The 20,518-nt window shown below is 60.6% G+C and carries 21 protein-coding genes; 12 read left to right on the plus strand and 9 right to left on the minus strand.

What is annotated here, in order from left to right; all coding sequences use genetic code 11:
• Positions 1 to 32 precede the first annotated feature (32 nt).
• The 7 genes from IV89_RS08525 to IV89_RS08555 form a co-directional block, all read right to left on the minus strand.
• A complete protein-coding gene (locus IV89_RS08525) occupies positions 33 to 1,337 on the minus strand; it encodes a branched-chain amino acid ABC transporter permease (RefSeq protein WP_005853637.1) in 1,305 nt (434 codons plus the stop codon).
• A complete protein-coding gene (locus IV89_RS08530) occupies positions 1,334 to 2,344 on the minus strand; it encodes a branched-chain amino acid ABC transporter permease (RefSeq protein ID WP_037944318.1) in 1,011 nt (336 codons plus the stop codon). The genes IV89_RS08525 and IV89_RS08530 overlap by 4 nt, the downstream gene beginning before the upstream one ends.
• Complete coding sequence (locus IV89_RS08535) at positions 2,344 to 2,751, minus strand: hypothetical protein (protein ID WP_037944317.1); 408 nt, start codon at positions 2,749 to 2,751, stop codon at positions 2,344 to 2,346. Before IV89_RS08535 ends, IV89_RS08530 begins: the two co-directional genes overlap by 1 nt.
• A 21-nt stretch (positions 2,752 to 2,772) precedes the next feature.
• Positions 2,773 to 3,594 carry an ABC transporter ATP-binding protein gene (locus IV89_RS08540; RefSeq protein ID WP_081781256.1) on the minus strand — a complete coding sequence of 274 codons (822 nt, stop codon included), beginning with the start codon at positions 3,592 to 3,594 and terminating at the stop codon, positions 2,773 to 2,775.
• Positions 3,595 to 3,605: 11 nt separating this feature from the next.
• Positions 3,606 to 4,172: a hypothetical protein gene (locus tag IV89_RS08545; protein ID WP_051577590.1), complete on the minus strand. Its 567-nt coding sequence runs from the start codon at positions 4,170 to 4,172 to the stop codon at positions 3,606 to 3,608.
• Entirely contained in the window at positions 4,169 to 4,948 is a 780-nt protein-coding gene (locus tag IV89_RS08550; protein ID WP_005853630.1) for an ABC transporter ATP-binding protein, read from the minus strand. The genes IV89_RS08545 and IV89_RS08550 overlap by 4 nt, the downstream gene beginning before the upstream one ends.
• Before the next feature lie 90 nt (positions 4,949 to 5,038).
• Positions 5,039 to 6,229, minus strand: coding sequence for an ABC transporter substrate-binding protein (locus IV89_RS08555; RefSeq protein ID WP_037944314.1), 1,191 nt, complete (start codon positions 6,227 to 6,229; stop codon positions 5,039 to 5,041).
• A gap of 159 nt (positions 6,230 to 6,388) precedes the next feature.
• Here IV89_RS08555 and IV89_RS08560 point away from each other — a divergent pair, with 159 nt between their 5' ends.
• Positions 6,389 to 7,498: a PQQ-dependent sugar dehydrogenase gene (locus tag IV89_RS08560; protein ID WP_037944313.1), complete on the plus strand. Its 1,110-nt coding sequence runs from the start codon at positions 6,389 to 6,391 to the stop codon at positions 7,496 to 7,498.
• Here the strand turns inward: IV89_RS08560 and IV89_RS08565 are convergent.
• A complete protein-coding gene (locus tag IV89_RS08565; protein WP_180827738.1) occupies positions 7,495 to 8,499 on the minus strand; it encodes a GlxA family transcriptional regulator in 1,005 nt (334 codons plus the stop codon). The genes IV89_RS08560 and IV89_RS08565 overlap by 4 nt on opposite strands.
• 204 nt (positions 8,500 to 8,703) lie before the next feature.
• Here IV89_RS08565 and IV89_RS08570 point away from each other — a divergent pair, with 204 nt between their 5' ends.
• On the plus strand, positions 8,704 to 10,074 hold the full coding sequence (locus tag IV89_RS08570) for a 3-deoxy-7-phosphoheptulonate synthase class II (protein ID WP_037945027.1): 1,371 nt from the start codon (positions 8,704 to 8,706) through the stop codon (positions 10,072 to 10,074).
• Between the two features lie 97 nt (positions 10,075 to 10,171).
• Here the strand turns inward: IV89_RS08570 and IV89_RS08575 are convergent, their stop codons facing one another.
• Positions 10,172 to 10,831 carry a PAS domain-containing protein gene (locus tag IV89_RS08575; protein WP_037944311.1) on the minus strand — a complete coding sequence of 220 codons (660 nt, stop codon included), beginning with the start codon at positions 10,829 to 10,831 and terminating at the stop codon, positions 10,172 to 10,174.
• Positions 10,832 to 11,058: 227 nt separating this feature from the next.
• Here IV89_RS08575 and IV89_RS08580 point away from each other — a divergent pair, with 227 nt between their 5' ends.
• The 10 genes from IV89_RS08580 to phoB all read left to right on the plus strand — a co-directional run bounded on the left by IV89_RS08580 (position 11,059) and on the right by phoB (position 20,518).
• Positions 11,059 to 11,949: a YicC/YloC family endoribonuclease gene (locus IV89_RS08580; protein ID WP_037944310.1), complete on the plus strand. Its 891-nt coding sequence runs from the start codon at positions 11,059 to 11,061 to the stop codon at positions 11,947 to 11,949.
• A 3-nt stretch (positions 11,950 to 11,952) separates the two neighbouring features.
• A complete protein-coding gene (gene gmk / locus IV89_RS08585) occupies positions 11,953 to 12,594 on the plus strand; it encodes a guanylate kinase (RefSeq protein ID WP_005853615.1) in 642 nt (213 codons plus the stop codon).
• Positions 12,591 to 13,112 carry a gamma carbonic anhydrase family protein gene (locus IV89_RS08590; protein WP_009824655.1) on the plus strand — a complete coding sequence of 174 codons (522 nt, stop codon included), beginning with the start codon at positions 12,591 to 12,593 and terminating at the stop codon, positions 13,110 to 13,112. Before gmk ends, IV89_RS08590 begins: the two co-directional genes overlap by 4 nt.
• Before the next feature lie 2 nt (positions 13,113 to 13,114).
• Positions 13,115 to 14,158 carry an ATP-binding protein gene (locus IV89_RS08595; protein WP_009824654.1) on the plus strand — a complete coding sequence of 348 codons (1,044 nt, stop codon included), beginning with the start codon at positions 13,115 to 13,117 and terminating at the stop codon, positions 14,156 to 14,158.
• A 152-nt stretch (positions 14,159 to 14,310) separates the two neighbouring features.
• The gene (locus tag IV89_RS08600) at positions 14,311 to 15,351 is read left to right on the plus strand and encodes a substrate-binding domain-containing protein (RefSeq protein WP_037944309.1); all 1,041 of its coding nucleotides are present in this window, start codon (positions 14,311 to 14,313) and stop codon (positions 15,349 to 15,351) included.
• Positions 15,352 to 15,459: 108 nt separating this feature from the next.
• Positions 15,460 to 16,959, plus strand: coding sequence for a phosphate ABC transporter permease subunit PstC (gene pstC / locus IV89_RS08605; RefSeq protein WP_051843961.1), 1,500 nt, complete (start codon positions 15,460 to 15,462; stop codon positions 16,957 to 16,959).
• A complete protein-coding gene (gene pstA, locus IV89_RS08610) occupies positions 16,956 to 18,296 on the plus strand; it encodes a phosphate ABC transporter permease PstA (RefSeq protein WP_037944308.1) in 1,341 nt (446 codons plus the stop codon). Before pstC ends, pstA begins: the two co-directional genes overlap by 4 nt.
• A gap of 17 nt (positions 18,297 to 18,313) precedes the next feature.
• On the plus strand, positions 18,314 to 19,111 hold the full coding sequence (gene pstB / locus IV89_RS08615) for a phosphate ABC transporter ATP-binding protein PstB (RefSeq protein ID WP_005853603.1): 798 nt from the start codon (positions 18,314 to 18,316) through the stop codon (positions 19,109 to 19,111).
• Positions 19,112 to 19,116: 5 nt separating this feature from the next.
• Positions 19,117 to 19,824 (plus strand): phosphate signaling complex protein PhoU, encoded by a 708-nt coding sequence (gene phoU / locus IV89_RS08620; protein WP_009824650.1) that lies wholly within the window; start codon positions 19,117 to 19,119, stop codon positions 19,822 to 19,824.
• A gap of 4 nt (positions 19,825 to 19,828) precedes the next feature.
• Entirely contained in the window at positions 19,829 to 20,518 is a 690-nt protein-coding gene (gene phoB, locus IV89_RS08625; RefSeq protein WP_005853599.1) for a phosphate regulon transcriptional regulator PhoB, read from the plus strand.

Raw genomic sequence — 20,518 nt, forward strand, 5'->3', positions numbered from 1 at the left:
GCCTTATCCCGCAAGGGATAAGGCCTTTTCTTTTACTTCTCGGGGATCAACCCGCGCGGGCTGAATCGCAATACCAGCAGCAAGACCGCCCCCATCGTCATCAGCCGCATATGCGCAGCGGATTCGATCAGGTGGTCTTTCAGCCAATAGCCGTCGGACATGCCCGCGGTGACCAATTGCATCAGCCACAGCCCCATGGGTTCAACCATCACCCAAAGGTACCACATCAAAAAGCCCCCCAGCACGGCCCCCAGATTGTTGCCGGACCCGCCAACGATCACCATGACCCAGATCAGGAAGGTGAAGCGCAGCGGCTGGTAGGATCCGGGCGTCAACTGGCTGTCCAGCGTGGTCATCATCGCGCCGGCAATCCCGCAGATGGCAGAGCCGAGAATGAACACCTGCAAGTGCCGTGCGGTCACGTCCTTACCCATGGCTTCGGCCGCGACCTCGTTGTCGCGGATCGCGCGCAGCATGCGGCCCCAGGGCGAATTCAGCGCCCGCTGGCTTAGCCACATCAGCACCAAGAGCACCACGGCGAACAGACACACATACAGGAATTTCACCCAAAGCGTCGATGCCTCTACCGGGTTCAGTCCGAAGCCGGCCGCCTGTTCGACAAAGCCCGCGTTATTTTGCAGGTCGATCTCATAGGGGACGGGGCGCGGGATGCCGATGACGTTCTTGACGCCCCGCGACAGCCAGTCTTCGTTCTTGAGCACGGCGATGATGATCTCGGCGATGCCCAGGGTCGCGATCGCAAGGTAATCAGACCGCAACCCAAGCGCGGTTTTCCCGATCAGCCAGGCCGCTCCGGCTGCAAACAGCCCACCCACGGGCCAGGCGATGATCACCGGCAGGCCAAGCCCGCCAAGATAGCCGGTGGTCGCGGGGTTCACGGCCTCGACCGCGCTTACAGACGGGTCGAGCAGGGCGCGGAAGATGAAAAACCCTGCCACCAGCACCACCAGAACAACCAGCGTGCGCAGCCATCCCTTGGCCATGCGTTTCATCACCTGAACCGCCAGAATGATCGTCGCGGCCCCCATCAGCAGGGCGGTGAGGATCCCCCAGCCCCCCGCGGACCAAGCGCCTTGCGTGGGTGGCATGCCGATCAGCACAGCGGCCAGACCGCCAAGGGCGACAAACCCCATGATGCCCACGTTGAACAGCCCCGCAAAGCCCCATTGCAGGTTCACGCCAAGTGCCATGATGCTGGAGATCAGCCCCATCGCAATGATCAGCAGCGCCGCGTTCCAGCTTTGCGCCAGCCCGGTCAGTACGATCAGCAGCGCGACAATGGCGAAAAGAGCGGTGTTTTTCAGTGTCTCATTCATACCGATTGCCCCTTGAACAGACCTGTGGGTTTGAACAGCAGCACGATCAACAAGATCACGAAGCTGACGGCGAATTTATAGTCGGTGGACAAAAGCTGCACCAAGCCGTCGGGGGCCATCCCCTCGGGTGCGAGGTAGCCAAAGACCTTTTTCCACGCATAGGTGATCGTCACCTCGGAGAATGCGATAACAAAGCCCCCCGCGATGGCACCGATCGGGCTGCCAAGACCGCCCACGATCGCGGCGGCAAAGATCGGTAGCAGTAGTTGGAAATAGGTGAAGGGTTTAAAGGACTTGTCCAACCCGTAAAGCACGCCTGCGGTAGTCGCCAGACAGGCCACAATGATCCAGGTGATCATGACCACGCGTTCAGGATTGATGCCCGACAGCAGCGCCAGATCCTCGTTGTCAGAGTAGGCGCGCATGGATTTGCCCGAGCGTGTCTTGTTCAGGAACCAGAACAGTGCGGCAACCACGATGACAGCCGTCACCACGGTCAGCCCTTGGGTTGTTTTGATCGCCAGACCTTCCTCAAGCCCCGTCATCTCTTTGAAGTCACGGGCCGAGACGATGAAGCGTTCGCCATCCAGAAACCGTTGATCCTCTGCGCCGATGATGAAGCGGGTGATGCCGTTATAGACGAATGTCACCCCCAGCGAGACGATGACAAAGATCACCGGCTTGGCCTTCTTTTCGCGGTAGAAACTATAGACCAGCTTGTCCGTGCCAAGCAGCAGCCCGATGGTGATGATGATCGCGAATGGCAGCGCCAGCAGGGCAGTCGGTAAGACCCCCAGGCTCAGCCCCAGCGACTGGAAACCCCAGGTGATCAGCACGGCGGACATCGCGCCAAGCGCCATCGTGTCGCCATGGGCAAAGTTCGAGAACCGCAAGATGCCATAGACCAGCGTCACCCCAAGCGCACCAAGCGCCAGCTGCGACCCGTAGGCGATGCCCGGAACCAGCACATAGTTGGCCAAGGCGATGAAAGCGTTGAGTAAATCCATTATTTGCATGTCCCTAGATAGCTGATGACAATCGGCCCATCAGCGTAATGCACGGTATAACGGGAGGCCCCGTCGGTGGCGATGCTCAGCAGGTGGCGGGCATCAAACCCACCCCCCGTCAGGGACAGCGCCTTGACCTGTTTCGTGCCGGTCATGTCGACGGTTTCGGCGTCGCTGACCATTTGTGATTGAACCGTCAGCGCATCGGCAGAGGCGCCGCCTGCGTTGCCGGTGATGTCGGGGGTGAACTCTGTCTCGGTGCAGGGCTCGTTCTCCACACATTCCCACGTAAAGCGGCAGGCGATCGCAATCGTCTGCTGGAAGGGCTCTGCGGGGGCCGTAGCGGCTGCGGTTGTGGCAACGCTGTCTTGCGCCAAGGCTGGCACCGTGGTTGCCAATAGGGCCATCGGAAGGGTCCATCGCATCGCTTAACCCCCCAGAAAGGATTTGCGAACTTCGGGGTCTTCCAAAAGCTCTTTGCCCGTGCCGGTAAAGGCATTGGCCCCTTGCACCAGCACATAGCCCTTATCCGCAATCTCCAGCGCTTGGCGGGCGTTCTGTTCCACCATCAGGATCGGGATACCGGTCCGCGCGACCTCGATGATGCGGTCGAACAGTTCGTCCATCACGATGGGGGACACGCCAGCGGTGGGTTCGTCCAGCATCAGCACCTTCGGCTGCGTCATCAGCGCGCGGCCCACAGCGACCTGCTGGCGTTGCCCGCCCGACAGTTCGCCCGCGGCCTGATAGCGCTTTTCCTTGAGGATCGGAAAAAGGTCATAGACCTGCGCCATCGTATCACGGAAATCATCGCGGCGGATGAACGCCCCCATCTCGAGGTTTTCTTCCACTGTCATCGAGGTAAAGATGTTCGAGGTCTGCGGCACGAACCCCATCCCCTTGGCCACACGGTCCTGCGGCGACAGCGAGGTGATGTCTTCGCCGTCCAGCCGCACATGGCCCTGGCGCACGTCGAGCATGCCAAAGACCGCCTTCATCGCCGTGGATTTGCCCGCGCCATTGGGGCCGACGATGACTGCGATCTCACCCTTTTCGACGGCGATGGTGCAGCCGTGCAGGATATCGGGGCCCTTGCCATAACCGCCCGTCATCGTGTCGCCGATCAGGAAGGGGCCCCCCGGCGCGGGGTGGCTTTTGCCGCCCCCTTTGACCGGCTGCGCGGTGCCTTGCCCTTTGGGGTTCGCGATCGACAGGTCCTTATTGCCCCGGTCGCCGTATGGGTTGCTCATGTCGTTCTCTTTCATTCGGTGTCCAGGGCTGCCGCAGGGATGGGCGCGGCGCAGGATATCTCATCCGCACATGTGTCGCGCAGCATCATGGCCACCTCAAAGGACATCTTGTCCATTTCATCCAAAGGCATTGTGTCGGTGGTATCGAGATACAGCATAATCCGCGCTGATCCGACATCCGACAACATGACCGCGCTCATGGTGCGGTCGCCTTCGATCTCGTCATATTGCAGGTGGCGCAGGGTCGTGCCCATCGGGGTGTCGATCCGGTCGACCTTCAGCACCTCGGGGGCAGGGCCGCCATCCGCCGCGATCCAGGCGCTATAGGTCTCGTATTGCTCTTCCAGCGTCGAGGTGCCGTCGGCGATGTCGTACCCGGGCCATTCTTGGGTGAAGTTCAGGATCACCTCGCCAAGATAGCGGGTGGAGCCGTCGCCGACCGTGTCCCAGGTTGCTTCTTCCCACGGGGTGCCCCGATCGCACATCCAGACCTGCGCCGACAGCTGCGCACAGGCCGCAGCGGCCTGCGGCAGGGCAAATCCCGCGCAGAGCGTCAATGCGGTGGCCATCCGTCTCATGCAGACACGGCCTTGTTCTTGAGCCCGGTGCCCAGATAGGCCTCGATCACCTGTTCGTTGGCCTTGATCTCGGGCAGGGTGCCTTGAGCGAGAACCTTGCCCTCGGCCATACAGATCACCGGATCACACAGACGGCCGATGAAATCCATGTCGTGTTCGATCACGACAAAGGTATAGCCGCGTTCCTTGTTCAGACGGATGATCGCATCACCGATGGTATTGAGCAGCGTGCGGTTCACACCGGCCCCGACCTCGTCAAGGAACACGATCTTGGCGTCGACCATCATGGTGCGCCCCAGTTCCAGCAGCTTTTTCTGACCGCCGGAGATCTGACCCGCTTTCTGCTCGGCCAGATGTTCCACCGTCAGAAACTCAAGCACCTCGTCGGCTTTGGCGCGCAAGGCGCGTTCCTGATCGGCGATGCGCTTGCGCCCGAACCACGTGTTCCATAGCGTCTCGCCCGCCTGATCGCCGGGCACCATCATCAGGTTCTCGCGGCAGGTCATCGATGAAAATTCATGCGCGATCTGGAAGGTCCGCAGTAGCCCTTTGTGAAACAGCGTATGGGGGGGCAGGCCGGTGATATCCTCGCCGTCCATCGTCACGCGCCCCGAGGTCGGTTTGAGCACCCCCGCGATCACGTTGAATAGCGTCGTTTTGCCAGCACCGTTCGGGCCGATCAAACCGGTGATCGTGCCTTTGCCAATGGTCAGATTGGCCCCGTCCACGGCGTGGAACCCGCCGAAATGTTTATGGATGTCGTCTACGACGATCATTTTGTAGTCTCCCCGTGCGGTGCCGAAGCCCCGTTGCAAAAACAGCCCGGTCGCAATGCACCGGGCTGTTTTCTGTCACGTCATGTGATGTTAGCGGTATTGAACCGTCGTGATCTTGCCGTCTTCGATCTTGATCTGACGGTAGCTGCCAGCGGATTCACCGGGGCCGATCAGTTCAACCGCGGTTGCGCCTTCATAATCGACTTCGCCGCCGTCCTTGAGGATTTGCAGCGCCTTGGCCAGCTCACCCGGATAGATCTTTTCGCCGGGGGCGTTCGCGACCGACATGACCTGATCCTTATAGTCCTGCGGATCGGAAGACCCTGCGGCCTGCATCGCCAGCATCAGCAGCGCCGCTGCGTCATAGCTTTCGGGTGCGAAGGGCGACGTGGTGTCGAAGGCACCGTCGACCAGCGCGGTGAACTTGTCAGCGCCGGGGCTATCGGTGCCGGGGTGCTGGCCGGTGGAGCCGTCCAGCTCGGAACCGAAGTTGTTTTCAAGGTTCGCCGCGATCATCCCGTCGGGGAAGTGGAACGTGTCGAACGCGCCTGAATCAATCGCTGCACGCACAACGCCCGATCCACCCTGATCGACGTAGCCCGCAACCACCAGACGGTCACCACCGGCAGAGGCCAGCGCGCCAACCTCGGCAGAGTAATCGGCCTTGCCGTCTTCATGTGCGGCAGAGATGGTGATCGTCCCGCCCGCGGCTTCATAGGCCTGCTGGAACGCGTCCGCCAAACCCTTGCCGTAGTCGTTGTTGGTATAGGTGACCGCGACTTCCTTGATGCCTTCTTCCATCAGCACCTCTGCCATGACCTCGCCCTGTCGGGCGTCGGAGGGGGCGGTGCGGAAGAACAGACCGTCGTCTTCCATGGATGTCAGGCCGGGCGATGTGGAGGATGGCGAAATCATCACCATGCCGTTGGGCAGTGCCGCGTTCTGCAAGATCGCGCCGCTCACGCCAGAGCAGGCCGCGCCCACAATGCCGTTGATCCCTTCGGCGATCAGGCGTTCCGCACTGGATACCGCAAGCGCGTTATCGACGCAGCCCGTGTCCGCGCGCGAGGCGGTGACTGTCGCACCGTCCATCAGCATGCCGCTGTCGGTGACTTCTTTCATGGCCAGCTCGGCGCTGGATGCCATGATGCCGGTCAGCGATTCAATCGGGCCGGTGTAGCCAAAGATCACGCCAAGCTTCACGTCCTTGCTATGCGCGTCGGCATAGGCATTGGTGGCCAGCAATGCTGCAGCCGTTGTGGCCATAAGCATCTTTTTCATGTTTCTCTCCCTGTTGAACATGGTGTTCTGCGCCAGAGCCTATGCGGCGATTTTGAAAAAGAAAAGCGTTATCCCTAGGTAAAGTGGCGCAAGATGATGTGGATCGACGCTTTGTCTGCGCTAGGTTTGCAGGGATAGGTTGTATGAAGGGGGAAAGCCATGTTTCGCGGAGGGATGATACATCTGGCCGCACGGGCCATCGGGGCGTTGGTCATAGCCGGATCGGTCATGGGCCCGTCGGGCCTTGGCGCGCAAGAGTTGCGGATTACCCAGCAGGTGTCAGGGCTGGAGACGCCTTGGGCGCTGGCGATTTTGCCGAATGGGGACGTGCTGGTCACCGAACGAGACGGCCGCTTGCTGCGGGTCCGCGAGGGGACCAGCCACGAGGTTGCGGGCGCACCGCAGGTCGTTGACGCAGGGCAGGGCGGCTTGCTGGACATCACGCTGGCACGGGATTTTGACAGATCGCGCACCATATTCCTGACCTATGCCAAAGCGCTTGAGGGCGGTGCCGGTACCGCGCTTGCCGCGGCAGAGCTGTCGCAGGATGGTGCGCGGCTCGAAAATCTACGCGATCTCTTTACCATGTCACGCGGGTCTGCCGCCGGTCAGCACTTTGGCAGCCGCGTGGTCGAGGCGCGCGATGGCACGCTTTTCGTCACTGTCGGAGAGCGCGGCGACCGCCCCGCGGCGCAGGATCTGGGGCAGCACAACGGCTCTGTCGTGCGGGTGAACCGTGACGGTACTGTGCCCGCCGATAACCCGTTTGTCGGGCGCGACGACGTGCTGCCGGAAATCTGGTCCTACGGGCATCGCAACCCGCAAGGGGCAGCGCTTGATCTGGAGGGCAACCTGTGGGTGTCAGAACATGGGGCGCGCGGCGGAGACGAGGTTAACGCGGTCCGCAAGGGCGCGAATTACGGATGGCCGGTGATATCCTACGGGCGCCATTACTCCGGTGCCAAGATCGGCGAAGGCACCGCGAAAGAGGGGATGGAGCAGCCCGCCTTCTACTGGGACCCGTCTATCGCGCCTTCGGGGTTGCTGGTCTATTCGGGCAAGATGTTTCCCGACTGGCGGGGCGATATCTTCATAGGCTCGCTCAAGTTCAATTATATCGCGCGGCTACAGGGCGACCCGCTGGCCGAGGTGGCGCAAATCTCTACCCCCGCCACGGCACGGGTGCGCGACATCATAGAGGCGCCGGACGGCGCGATCTGGTTTATCTCGGTCGGGGACGGGGCGGTGTACCGGATCAGTAACGACTAGGCGACAGGCTTGGCCGCATGCGACCCGCGTTCGCGGTAAGGCGTGGTGTTATAATGCGCGCGGTAGCATTTGGAAAAATGCGACGGCGAGGCAAAGCCACAGGCCAGCGCCACGTTGATCACGCTCATATCCGTTTGCATCAGCAGGTTACGCGCCTTTTGCAGGCGCAGTTCCATGTAATAGCGTTTGGGGCTTCGGTTGAGGTAGCGGCGGAACAGCCGTTCAAGCTGCCGCGTGGACATGCCGACATCGCGCGCCAATGAGGACGGGCTGATCGGCTCTTCGATATTGGCCTCCATCATCTGGATGACCTGACCCAGCTTGGGATGCCGCACGCCGATACGGGTGGGCACCGACAGACGCTGCGTGTCCTGATCCGTGCGGATGGAGCTATAGATCAGCTGGTCGGCAACGGCATTTGCCAGATCCTCGCCCAGATCGTCGGCAATCAGCTTGAGCATCAGATCGATCGAGGATGTCCCGCCCGCTGTCGTCATCCGGTTGCCGTCCACCACAAAGACCGATTTTGTCAGGGTGACGTCCTCGAAGTCTTCGCTGAAACTATCCTGATTTTCCCAGTGGATCGTAGCTTTCTTCCCGTCCAGCAATCCGGCCTTGGCCAGCGTAAAGGCGGCCGTGCACAGACCGCCGACCATCATGCCCTTGCGGGCCTCCCGGCGCAGCCATCCCAGCAGCTTCTTGGTCGTCGCCGCCTGCACGTCGATGCCGCTGCAGACCACCAGCGTGTCGTCGCGGCCCAGATCGTCCAGATCGCCGTCCAGCGTGAATTCTGCCCCTGCCGAACAGCGCACGCGCCCGCCATCCTCGCCGATCAGACGCCAGTCATAGGCCGGACGACCCGCCATGCGGTTGGCGATGCGCAGACATTCCACCGCCGAGGCAAAGCTTAGCATGGTAAAGTTTTCCAGCAGTACAAAGACAAAGCGCCGTGTCTTTTCAGCGTCAGGAAGAATGCGGTTGGCCAGACGGGTGTCGCTCATCACGTCGCCTTTCAGGTTTGCGTTATACGTTGGGGCAAAGTGGGCGCTGCCCTCAAAAACCTGCCGAAAACCTTGCCCACGGGCGGGGGCGAAGGTCAATAGGGTGAATTTCGGTTCTGGTCACTTGGGCCAGACCTTTATATACCACAATTTCACAATGTTTGCGCCTGACACTTCGGGCGCTGCGGACTTCGGAGAAAAATGATGACCGATTGGACAAAATCAAGCTGGCGCGACAAACCGCGGATCCAGATGCCCGACTATCCTGATCAGGACGCGCTGCGCGCGGTCGAAGCTGAATTGTCCCGTTATCCATTGTTGGTCTTTGCGGGTGAAGCGCGGCGGCTGAAAAAGCACCTGGCGGCGGCGGGCCGTGGCGAGGCGTTCTTGCTTCAGGGCGGTGATTGCGCCGAAAGCTTCGAACAATTCAGCAGCGATATGATCCGCGACACGTTCAAGGTGATGTTGCAGATGGCCATCGTGCTGACCCACGGTGCCAAAGTGCCGGTGATCAAGCTGGGCCGCATGGCGGGTCAGTTCGCCAAACCGCGTTCAGCGCCCACGGAAACCGTGGATGGGGTGGAACTGCCAAGCTACCGCGGTGACATCATCAACGAGCTGGCCTTTACCGCCGAGGCCCGTATTCCTGACCCTAAAAAGATGCTGCGCGCCTACACACAGGCCGCCGCGACCCTGAACCTGATCCGGGCGTTCTCGACCGGCGGCTATGCCGATGTGCATCAGGTGCACGGCTGGACTTTGGGCTTTACCGAAAGCGAAAAGGCGGAAAAATACCGCGAGATCGCGAACCGCATTTCAGACACGCTTGATTTCATGGCGGCGGCTGGTGTCACGTCCGAGACGGCGCATACGCTGCAATCGGTGGAATATTATACAAGCCACGAATCGCTGCTGCTGGAATACGAAGAGGCGCTGTGCCGTCAGGACAGCCAGACCGGCAAATGGCTGGCGGGCTCGGGTCACATGATCTGGATCGGTGACCGGACACGTCAGCCTGATGGCGCGCATGTGGAATTTGCCCGCGGCGTTCAGAACCCCATCGGCCTGAAGTGCGGCCCGACGATGACCAGCGATGACCTCAAGCTGTTGATGCACAAGCTGAACCCCGAAAACGAAGAGGGTCGCCTGACCCTGATCGCGCGTTTCGGGGCCGGCAATGTGGGGGAACACCTGCCGCGTCTGATCAAGACCGTGCAGGAAGAGGGCGCGAATGTCGTCTGGACCTGTGACCCCATGCATGGCAACACGATCAAATCCTCAAGCGGCTATAAAACGCGGCCCTTTGATTCCGTGCTGCGCGAAGTGCGTGAATTCTTTGCGGTACATGGGGCCGAGGGCACCGTGCCCGGTGGTGTCCACTTTGAGATGACCGGCCAAGATGTGACAGAATGTACTGGTGGTGTCCGCGCCGTTCAGGACGAAGACCTGTCGGACCGCTACCACACTGCCTGCGACCCGCGTTTGAACGCCAGCCAGTCACTGGAGCTTGCCTTCCTCGTGGCCGAGGAACTGTCGGCACGCCGGGCGAACCAACAGGTCAAAGCCGTCGGCTAACTGCCGCAGCTCATGCAATAAGAAAGGCCGCGCATATCATCATGCGCGGCCTTTTTCTTTTGCGGCATCGGGGTGCGTTCCATCGGGGTTACCCCGTTTACTTCACGACCCGTAGATAGGCTGGCCGGTTGCGACCGGACCGCGCGGCAAAACGCGCGGCTGGATCGGCGAAACCTTCGGGGCAGGGCGTGTGCGTTTCCTCTGCCACATCGGCCCGTGGCGGGCGCGGGATCGGTGTGGTGGCAAGGTCGCCGATGCGATACAAGCCCGGATGCTCGATGCCATTGGATGTGATCTCCAGACAGCCAAGCATCCGGTCGATCTGCCCCATGTCACTGCGCAGCGGCAGCACCAGCATACGCGCCTGAACGGCCGCATCCCCCGCGGTGAGCGTCATCTCTCCGGTGGCGGGCTGTGACAGAATGTGATCCAGCCAATCACTGCAGCGGCGACGCTCGGACGGGTCGAACAGAGAGATCATCGGCATCCCGCGCAGGTCCATTCCCATGGCAGTGCACAGCTGCGATCCGGCGACGCGAAACCGCGCCAGTTCAGACCGCCTGCGTTCCAGAACAAAGGCGCGATCCAGCACGGAGGTGATCTGTGCAGGGTCGATCTGTGACCGGAACGGAACCGGCTGACCACGGCAAAGCCCCTGCCAATAGGCGCGCACGTCAACCATCGCGGGTGTCGGCGGCGGCATCACCCGGCGAGAGCCGGTCTGGGGCATGTCATCCAGAGGAGGAAGATGTTTCATCGGGCAGCCTTATTGCGGTCGGGACAAGAGCAGTACGGGGGGCGGCAAGGAGCCGCGATGTATTGCCTGAGTTTAGTCAAATGAGCGGTAATTTGTAGATATAACAGCAAACTTGGTTAACAGACCGTTAAGGGGAGACCTCGCGCGGCAGAATGGCTTTTTACTTGCCCCATTTGCGACTTTCCCTTTTAAGGCGCGCAACAATCGCAATCGACAAGGACCATGCCATGATACGTTCAATGACGGGTTTCGCCTCGGCCAGTGGTGCGTCCGGCCCGCACAGTTGGGGGTGGGAATTGCGATCGGTCAACGGCAAGGGGCTCGACCTGCGCCTGCGTGTGCCCGACTGGATCGACGGGCTGGAAGCCGGCCTGCGCAAAACGCTCGGCGCTGCCATCACCCGCGGCAATGTCACCTGCAACCTACGGATCACCCGCGAGGATGGCTCTGGCGCATTGACGGTGAACGCGGATCAGCTTGAGGTCGTGCTGGACGCGCTGCACCAGATCGAAGCGCGCGCGATGGACGCGGGTATCTCGCTTGCGCCCTCCAAGGCGACCGATATCGTCACAATGCGCGGCGTTCTTGAACAGGCGACGATGGTGGATGATGTGGCCGCCCTTTGCGCGACATTGTTGGCGGAATTCCCCACGGTGCTTGCCGATTTCAACGACATGCGCGCCCGCGAAGGGGCTGCCTTGGCGCAGGTTCTCGAGGCGCAGTTGACGCAGGTGGCAGAGCTGACAACACAGGCTGCCGCGCTGGCCGAGACGCGCAAGGACGAGATGGCACAGACGTTGCAACGCAATCTTTCGCGGGTGCTGGACAATGCCGAAGGCGTGGACGCTGACCGGCTGGCGCAGGAACTGGCGCTGATCGCCGTCAAATCCGACATCACGGAAGAGATCGACCGCCTACACGCCCATGTGGATGCCGCCCGCGCCTTGCTGGCGCAGGAGGGGGCCGTGGGGCGCAAGCTGGATTTCCTGATGCAGGAGTTCAACCGCGAGGCCAATACACTGTGCGCCAAGGCACAAAACACCGCGCTGACCCAGATCGGGCTGGCCTTGAAGGCGGTGATAGATCAGATGCGCGAACAAGTGCAAAATGTGGAGTAAGACATGAGCGACCGACGCGGCCTATTGATCATCCTCAGCTCGCCCTCGGGGGCGGGTAAATCGACGCTGGCCCGCAAGCTGCGCGATTGGGATACCTCGCTTGAATTCTCTGTCTCGGCCACCACCCGCGCACCGCGTGTCGGCGAGGAAGACGGAAAGGACTATTTTTTCACCGCCGAGGATGACTTCCGCGCCATGGTGAACGATGGCGATATGCTTGAGCACGCCCGCGTCTTCAACAACTATTACGGCTCGCCCAAGGGACCGGTGCAAAAGGCGATCGACAGTGGTCGCGATGTGCTTTTCGACGTGGATTGGCAGGGCGCGCAGCAAATCAGCAACTCGACGCTCAAGCAGCACGTGCTGTCGATCTTCATCCTGCCGCCCTCGATCAAAGAGCTGCGGCGGCGTCTGGAAACCCGTGGTCAGGACGCCCCCGATACCATCGCCCTGCGAATGGAGAAAAGCTGGGACGAGATCAGCCATTGGGACGGCTACGACTACGTGCTGGTCAATGATGACCTGACCGAAACAGAGGCCAAGCTGAAGTCGATCATCACCGCCGAAAGATTGCGCCTTTCGCAGCAGCCGAAACTGGTGGATCATGTGCGCGCGCTGCAATCAGAATTCGAGGACACGAAATGACGCTTTACGCTCTGGCCGATATCACCCCGCAGGTTCACGCGGATGCATGGGTTGCCCCCGATGCCAATGTCATCGGGAATGTGACGCTCGAGGCTGATGCCTCTGTCTGGTTCGGCTGTACGCTGCGCGGCGATAACGAACTGATCCTCGTCGGCAAGGGCAGTAATGTGCAGGAAAACTGCGTTTTTCACACGGACCCGGGCTGTCCGCTGACCGTGGGAGAAAACTGTACGATCGGTCACAAGGTCATGCTGCACGGCTGTACCATCGGGGATAATTCGCTGGTCGGGATGGGGGCGACGATCCTGAACGGGGCCAAGATCGGCAAGAATTGTCTGATCGGGGCAGGGGCGTTGATCACTGAAAACAAGGTGATCCCCGACGGGTCGCTTGTGATGGGCGCACCGGGCAAGGTCGTGCGCGAGCTGGACGCGGCGGCGATTGCAGGGCTGACCGCCAGCGCGAAACACTACCAAGACAACGCGCGGCGCTTTGCCAGCCAGCTTAAACCCGTCTGAGCATGGTGCTGCGCCCGCATCTGCCGGATCTGCTGGCAGCGCTGCCTTTGCCTACGCTTGCCGTTGATCGGGCTGAACGTATCGTCGCGATGAATGCGCCGGCCCAAGCTCTGCTGGGCCGTGGCGCATTGGACCGCCATTACATCAACGTGTTGCGCCAGCCGGCGGTGGTCGATGCGGTCGAACAATGCCAACAGGATGATACCCCGCGCGAGGCGCAATATCTGGCCAGCGACAATGGCAATGACACGACCTTTCGGGTGCACGTCCGAAAGGTGACCGGCATGGATTACGTCTTGCTGAGCTTTCAAGACATCACACAGGTCACCAACGCCAGCCAGATGCGCCGCGATTTCGTCGCCAACGTCAGCCACGAATTGCGCACCCCGCTGACGGCGATGATGGGGTTCATCGAAACCTTGCGCGGCCCTGCGCGTGACGACGCCCCCGCACGGGACCGGTTTCTGGGGATCATGACCGGAGAGGCCGAGCGCATGAACCGGCTGGTGGGCGACCTGCTGTCGCTGTCCCGCGTCGAATCGGACGAACGGGTGCGCCCGACGGATAAGGTCGATCTGCGCTATGTGCTGCAATCGACCATGCGCAACCTCAACCCCTTGGCCGTAGAGGCGAATGTGACGTTGGTCGCGACTATGGGGGACGATCCGCTGCCCCTGATGGGGGATACGGACCAGCTGTTGCAGGTGTTCACGAACCTTATTGAAAACGGCATCAAATATGGTGGCGTGGGTAAAGACGTCGAAATCTCGGTCGAGACGACCTTGCGTGACCCTTCCTTGCGCGGGCCTGCGGTGCGGGTCACCATTCGCGACCACGGTCCGGGGATCGACCCTGTGCACCTGCCACGCCTGACCGAACGCTTCTACCGCGCCGACAGCCACCGCAGCCGCGCGCTTGGCGGGACGGGGTTGGGGCTGGCGATTGTAAAACATATCCTGAACCGGCACCGCGGACGGCTGAAAATCACCTCTGATCTGGGAGATGGGGCGCGATTCACGGTGATCTTGCCTATGGATGTGGCGTGATCGGGCGCATTTTGGTCAAAAAGAAATTACAATTTCCGTCCGTGTCATAAAACTGTAACATGACTGTCACAAAAGCTCAGTGTCGCCCGCCTATTGCTGCGGCAAGATCACCATGGGGGTGGTCAGACAAATCTAAGCTGACAGGAGACATCATGTCGCTCGTTAAACTCACCACTTCCGCGCTGGCCATTGCCGCCGTATCCGCAACCGCCGCTGCCGCGCGTGATCAGGTACAGGTTGCCGGTTCCTCCACTGTTTTGCCCTATGCGTCCATCGTTGCCGAAGCCTTTGGCGAAAACTTCGATTTCCCGACACCTGTTGTAGAATCCGGTGGCTCCTCGGCGGGTCTGAAGCGTTTTTGTGAAGGTGTTGGCGAGAACACAATCGACGTGGCAAACGCCTCGCGCAAGATCAAAAGCTCCGAAGTCGAAGCCTGCGCCGCGAACGGTGTGACCGACATCATCGAAGTCCAGATCGGCTATGACGGCATCGTGTTTGCCTCCGACATCAATGGCAACACATTCGAATTCACCCCCGAAGACTGGTACAAAGCCCTGTCCGCCGAAGTCGTTGTCGACGGCGAGATCGTGGCGAACCCCAACAAAATGTGGTCCGATGTGAACGCCAGCTTCCCCGAGCAGCCGATCCAGGCCTACATCCCCGGCACCAAGCACGGCACACGCGAAGTTTTCGAAGAAAAAGTGATCCTGGCAGGCTGTGAAGCCACCGGCGATTTCGAAGCTTTCAAGGCCGCCAATGGCGACGACAAGAAAGCCGCTGAAAAAGCATGTATCGCGCTGCGCACCGATGGTGTTTCCGTGGACATCGACGGTGACTACACCGAAACGCTGGCGCGCATCGAAAGCAACAAAGACGGCATCGGCGTCTTCGGTCTGGCCTTCTACGAGAACAACACCGACAAGCTGACCGTCGCCAACATGAGCGGCATTGAGCCCACCGTTGAAACCATCTCGAGCGGCGACTACCCCGTATCCCGCCCGCTGTTCTTCTACGTCAAGAAAGCGCACATCGGCGTGATCCCCGGCTTGAAAGAATATGCCGAGTTCTTCGTGGCAGACGAGATTGCCGGTCCCGACGGTCCTTTGGCTGAATACGGTCTGGTCTCCGACCCAGAACTGGCGAAAACACAGTCGGTTGTTGCTGAAGAAACTGTAATGGGCAGCGGTTCCTAAACCCTGTCTGACGATCCGGAGGCGCTGCGAGGTGCCTCCGGATTTTTGCTGCCGACTGATACTTTCCAAACAATGATAGCCTGAAACAGGCTGCGACCGGGGGCCACCATGCGCGATATTTTCAATGTGGGATCTACCACGCTCTTAGTTGTCGTTGTTTTGATATTAACAGTCCTTGCCTATGGTCTGGTGCGCAGCCGGGCCATGTCGTCCGTCTCGGGCGATGCGCGCAAGCTGCACTCCCTTCCGAATTACTACGGCTATAATGCCGCCATGCTCACCGCCATTCCGGCGCTGTTTGTGCTGGCGATCTGGATGCTGGTCCAGCCGATGCTGATCCAGAACGCGGTTATCGACATGATCCCGCAAAGCGCCGTGAACGAAGGCTCTTCCGTCAATCTGGTGATGAGCGACGTGCGCCGCGTGGCCAACGGGCTGGACGCGGCCGTGCAATCGGGCGCGCTGGATGCGCAAAGCGCCCGTGATCTGGACGTGACCGGCACTGATGTGCGCGCGCTGCTGGCGGGCTCGGGCGTGGCGCTTGGGTCTGACGTGACGCCAGAGGTGCTGGCCGCCGCGCAGCGCTACCGGTCAATGGAATACACCGGCCGCTGGCTGATGATCGGGGTGATCTCTGTTTTGGCGCTGGCCGGTCTGTTCATCGCGATGCGCACCGCACGGGCCGATTTTCGCGCGCGCAATACGGTGGAACGTTTTCTGCTGGGGTTGCTGGTGCTCGCCGCGTCGCTGGCGATCCTGACCACCGTGGGGATCGTCCTGTCGATGTTGTTCGAGACGCTGAATTTCTTCCGCCTGCATCCCTGGCAGGATTTCTTTCTGGGCACCACATGGGCCCCGAACTTCCGCGGGGACAGTGATCTGTCGATCCTGCCGCTGCTCTGGGGGACGCTCTATATCTCGATCATCGCGCTGCTGGTGGCCGTGCCGATCGGCCTCTTTGCCGCGATTTACCTGTCGGAATACGCCAACAACAAAGTACGCTCTTTCGCCAAGCCTTTGCTGGAGATCCTCGCCGGTATCCCGACCATTGTTTATGGTCTTTTTGCCTTGCTGACAGTGGGGCCGTTCCTTGTGAACATCTTTGGCCGCGGCGATAATGGTCTGCTGGGCGTCGACTGGATGAGCGGGGCGACATCGGTCCTGACGGCGGGGCTGGTCATGGGCATCATGCTGATCCCCTTCGTTTCTTCGCTAAGCGACGATATCATCAACGCTGTGCCGCAATCGATGCGCGACGGGTCATTTGGCCTGGGCGCGACCCATTCCGAAACCATCCGCCAGGTCGTGCTGCCTGCCGCTTTGCCGGGGATCGTGGGGGCTGTGCTTCTCGCCGCGAGCCGGGCCATCGGCGAGACGATGATCGTTGTTCTGGGGGCAGGGGCCATCGCCCGCATCTCGGGCAACCCGCTGGAAGCGATGACCACCATCACCACCCGTATCGTCAGCCAGCTGACCGGGGATACCGACTTTGCCAGCCCTGAAACGCTGGTCGCCTTTGCCCTTGGTCTGACGCTGTTCGTGCTGACCCTGGGGCTGAACGTTCTGGCGCTTTATATCGTGCGCAAATACCGGGAGCAGTACGAATGACCGACATGCCCAACACCGCAACGCCGCGCCATTCGCTGCTGAAGCCCGACGCGCGCACCGTCAAACGCAACCGCGCAGAGGCCCGTTTCAAATCCTACGGTATCGCGGCCATCGCCGTGGGCCTGCTGATGTTGGCGATCTTGCTGACCACGATTATCGGACGCGGCGTAGGGGCCTTTCAGCAGACGTTCCTGACGCTGAACGTGCAACTGCTTGAGGAAAAGCTGGACAAGAACGGCAACCGGAATCTGGACGAGATCAAGAAGGTATCGACCTTCGGCTACGCGCCGCTGATGGCCGCCGCGCTTGAGGCCAAGGTGGCCGAGACCGATATTACCACGGACCTAAAGCCCAAGGATATGGCGGGCATCCTGTCCAAGGATGCGGCGGCACAGCTGCGTGACTTTGTGCTGGATAACCCCGAGCTCATCGGCACCGCGGTTGAATTCGAATTCCTGACCAACAGCCGCGTCGATGGCTATATGAAGGGCCGCGTTACGCGCGACAGCATTGCCAACGACAAAAGCATCAGCGCAGAGCAGCTTGATCTGGTGGACGCCCTTGTCGCAGATGGGGCGCTGGAAAAACGCTTTAACATCGATTTCATCACAGGTGCCGATGCGTCTGACGCCCGACCCGAGGCGGCGGGCATGGGGGTCTCGATGCTTGGCTCGCTCTTTATGATGCTGGTGGTGCTGGCGCTTGCGCTGCCCATCGGGGTCGCCGCGTCGATCTACCTTGAAGAATTCGCCCCCAAGAACCTGCTGACCGATATCATCGAGGTGAATATTTCTAACCTCGCCGCGGTGCCGTCGATTGTCTTCGGTATTCTGGGTCTGGCGGTTTTCATCAACTATATGCACCTGCCAAACTCGGCCCCGCTGGTGGGCGGGCTGGTGCTGACGCTGATGACGCTGCCGACGATCATCATCTCGACCCGCGCCTCGCTGAAATCTGTCCCGCCCAGCATCCGTGACGCGGCACTGGGGGTAGGGGCGTCGAAGATGCAATCGGTGTTCCACCACGTGCTGCCTTTGGCTGCTCCGGGTATCCTCACTGGCACAATCATCGGTCTGGCGCAGGCACTTGGTGAAACGGCCCCGCTGCTGCTGATCGGGATGGTGGGCTTCATCGCCTCGAACCCGCCCGACGGCATCGCATCGGGGCTGATGGACCCGAACTCCGCCATGCCGGCGCAGATCTACGAATGGGCCAAACGCGCCGATCCCGCGTTCTATGAACGCGCCTGGGGCGGTATCATCATCTTGCTGGTCTTTTTGATCACCATGAATGCCATCGCCGTAATGCTGCGGCGCCGGTTCGAGCGGCGCTGGTAAGAATGAAAGGCAAGGCTATGAAAGACAACGTAATTTCGGAGACGGACGTGACAACGAACCAAACAAAAATCGCCGCCCGCAACGTGCAGGTTTTCTACGGGGACACCCACGCGATCAAGGATGTCTCTGTCGATATCCAAGACAAAACCGTCACCGCCTTTATCGGACCATCGGGCTGCGGGAAATCGACTTTCCTGCGGTGTATCAACCGGATGAACGACACGATTGATATCTGCACCGTCAAGGGCGATATCCTGATCGACGGCGAAGACATCTATGACAGCGCGGTCGATCCGGTGCAGCTGCGCGCCAAGGTCGGTATGGTGTTCCAGAAGCCGAACCCGTTCCCGAAATCGATCTATGACAACGTGGCCTACGGCCCCCGCATCCACGGTCTGGCCCGCAACAAGTCCGAGCTTGACGATATCGTTGAACGGGCCCTGAAACGCGGTGCCATCTGGAACGAGGTCAAGGACCGTCTGCATGCGCCCGGCACCGGCCTCTCTGGCGGGCAACAGCAACGTCTGTGCATCGCCCGTGCCGTTGCGACCGAACCCGAAGTGCTGCTGATGGACGAACCCTGTTCCGCGCTTGACCCGATCGCCACCGCGCAGGTCGAAGAGCTGATCGATGAGCTGCGTCAGGACTATTCGGTCGTGATCGTCACACACTCCATGCAGCAGGCCGCACGGGTGAGCCAGAAAACAGCGTTCTTCCACCTTGGCAATCTGGTGGAGTTCGGCGAGACCGACAAGATTTTCACGTCGCCCGAAGACCCTCGGACGGAAAGCTACATCACTGGCCGGATTGGATAAGTATCATGCAAGATCAACACATTGTCTCTGCCTTTGACCGTGACCTCGAAAGCGTTCAGGCACAGATCATGAAAATGGGTGGCATGGTCGAAGATGCCATTCGCCTTGCCGCACAATCGCTTGAAACCCGCGACGAAGAGCTGGCCGATCAGGTCCGCGGCGGGGACAAGGCGATTGACGCACTCGAAGAGCTGATCAACGAACGCGCCGCCCGCATCATCGCCCTGCGCGCACCCACAGCCGTGGACCTGCGTCTGATCCTGAGCGTGATCAAGATCAGCGCCAGCCTGGAACGTATTGGCGACTATGCGAAAAACATGGCCAAGCGTAATTCAGTGCTCGCGCAGCTTCCTGCAGTTGCCGATAGCGCCGGTGCCATCCGCCGCATGTGTAAAACGGTTGAATCCATGCTCAAGGACGCGCTGGATTCCTATGTGCAGCGCGACGCAGAACTGGCGATGGACGTGATCGCACGCGATGAAGACGTGGATCAGATGTACAACGCGCTGTTCCGTGAATTCCTCACCTTCATGATGGAAGACCCGCGCAACATCACATCGTGTATGCACCTGCATTTCATCGCGAAAAACGTGGAACGCATGGGCGATCTGGTCACATCGATCGCGGAACAGGTCGTCTATCTGGTGACCGGCACCCATCCGGACGAGGACCGCCCAAAGGCGGATAACACCTCCACCAAGCTGAAGGGGTAGAACCATGTCGGCGGCGCAGCCCCAGATCCTGTTGGTGGAAGACGAACCCGCACAGCGCGAAATTCTGGCGTATAACCTCGAATCCGAAGGGTTTGACGTAAGGCGGGCCGAGAATGGCGAAGAAGCGATCCTGCTGGTGGCAGAGGCGCTGCCGGACCTGATTATTCTGGACTGGATGATGCCGCTGCTGAGCGGTATCGAGGTGTGCCGGCAGCTTAAGACCCGCGAAGATACGCGTAATATCCCCGTGATCATGCTCTCGGCACGGTCAGAAGAGGTGGACACCGTGCGCGGGCTAGAGACGGGGGCGGATGATTACGTCGTCAAACCCTATTCCATGCGCGAGCTCATGGCCCGTGTGCGCACCCAGTTACGCCGTGTGCGCCCGGCATCGTCGGGCGCGGCGCTCAGCTATGCCGATATCACGCTGGACACCGAACGCCACCGCGTGAACCGCGCCGCGAACGAGCTGAAACTGGGCCCGACAGAATACCGGCTGCTGGTCACCCTGTTAGAGCGTCCGGGCCGTGTGTTTAGCCGCGATCAGCTGCTGGATCACGTCTGGGGCCGCGATATCTATGTCGACACGCGCACCGTGGATGTGCACATCGCGCGGCTGCGCAAGGCGCTGACATCTCACGGTGGCGATGACCCAATCCGCACGGTGCGCGGTGCAGGTTATGCATTAGGGTAG

Source organism: Sulfitobacter sp. CB2047, assembly GCF_000735125.2.
GTDB classification, from domain to species: domain Bacteria; phylum Pseudomonadota; class Alphaproteobacteria; order Rhodobacterales; family Rhodobacteraceae; genus Sulfitobacter; species Sulfitobacter pontiacus.

Coding starts and splice junctions, on each gene's coding strand:
- IV89_RS08555 (WP_037944314.1), bottom strand. CDS start 6,229: ATGAAAAAGATGCTTATGGCCACAACGGCTGCAGCATTGCTGGCCACC.
- pstC (WP_051843961.1), top strand. CDS start 15,460: ATGCGCGATATTTTCAATGTGGGATCTACCACGCTCTTAGTTGTCGTT.
- IV89_RS08560 (WP_037944313.1), top strand. CDS start 6,389: ATGTTTCGCGGAGGGATGATACATCTGGCCGCACGGGCCATCGGGGCG.
- IV89_RS08545 (WP_051577590.1), bottom strand. CDS start 4,172: ATGAGACGGATGGCCACCGCATTGACGCTCTGCGCGGGATTTGCCCTG.
- gmk (WP_005853615.1), top strand. CDS start 11,953: ATGAGCGACCGACGCGGCCTATTGATCATCCTCAGCTCGCCCTCGGGG.
- pstB (WP_005853603.1), top strand. CDS start 18,314: ATGAAAGACAACGTAATTTCGGAGACGGACGTGACAACGAACCAAACA.
- phoU (WP_009824650.1), top strand. CDS start 19,117: ATGCAAGATCAACACATTGTCTCTGCCTTTGACCGTGACCTCGAAAGC.
- phoB (WP_005853599.1), top strand. CDS start 19,829: ATGTCGGCGGCGCAGCCCCAGATCCTGTTGGTGGAAGACGAACCCGCA.
- IV89_RS08535 (WP_037944317.1), bottom strand. CDS start 2,751: ATGGCCCTATTGGCAACCACGGTGCCAGCCTTGGCGCAAGACAGCGTT.
- IV89_RS08525 (WP_005853637.1), bottom strand. CDS start 1,337: ATGAATGAGACACTGAAAAACACCGCTCTTTTCGCCATTGTCGCGCTG.
- IV89_RS08590 (WP_009824655.1), top strand. CDS start 12,591: ATGACGCTTTACGCTCTGGCCGATATCACCCCGCAGGTTCACGCGGAT.
- IV89_RS08550 (WP_005853630.1), bottom strand. CDS start 4,948: ATGATCGTCGTAGACGACATCCATAAACATTTCGGCGGGTTCCACGCC.
- IV89_RS08540 (WP_081781256.1), bottom strand. CDS start 3,594: ATGAGCAACCCATACGGCGACCGGGGCAATAAGGACCTGTCGATCGCG.
- IV89_RS08600 (WP_037944309.1), top strand. CDS start 14,311: ATGTCGCTCGTTAAACTCACCACTTCCGCGCTGGCCATTGCCGCCGTA.
- pstA (WP_037944308.1), top strand. CDS start 16,956: ATGACCGACATGCCCAACACCGCAACGCCGCGCCATTCGCTGCTGAAG.
- IV89_RS08565 (WP_180827738.1), bottom strand. CDS start 8,499: ATGAGCGACACCCGTCTGGCCAACCGCATTCTTCCTGACGCTGAAAAG.
- IV89_RS08580 (WP_037944310.1), top strand. CDS start 11,059: ATGATACGTTCAATGACGGGTTTCGCCTCGGCCAGTGGTGCGTCCGGC.
- IV89_RS08570 (WP_037945027.1), top strand. CDS start 8,704: ATGACCGATTGGACAAAATCAAGCTGGCGCGACAAACCGCGGATCCAG.
- IV89_RS08575 (WP_037944311.1), bottom strand. CDS start 10,831: ATGAAACATCTTCCTCCTCTGGATGACATGCCCCAGACCGGCTCTCGC.
- IV89_RS08530 (WP_037944318.1), bottom strand. CDS start 2,344: ATGGATTTACTCAACGCTTTCATCGCCTTGGCCAACTATGTGCTGGTT.
- IV89_RS08595 (WP_009824654.1), top strand. CDS start 13,115: ATGGTGCTGCGCCCGCATCTGCCGGATCTGCTGGCAGCGCTGCCTTTG.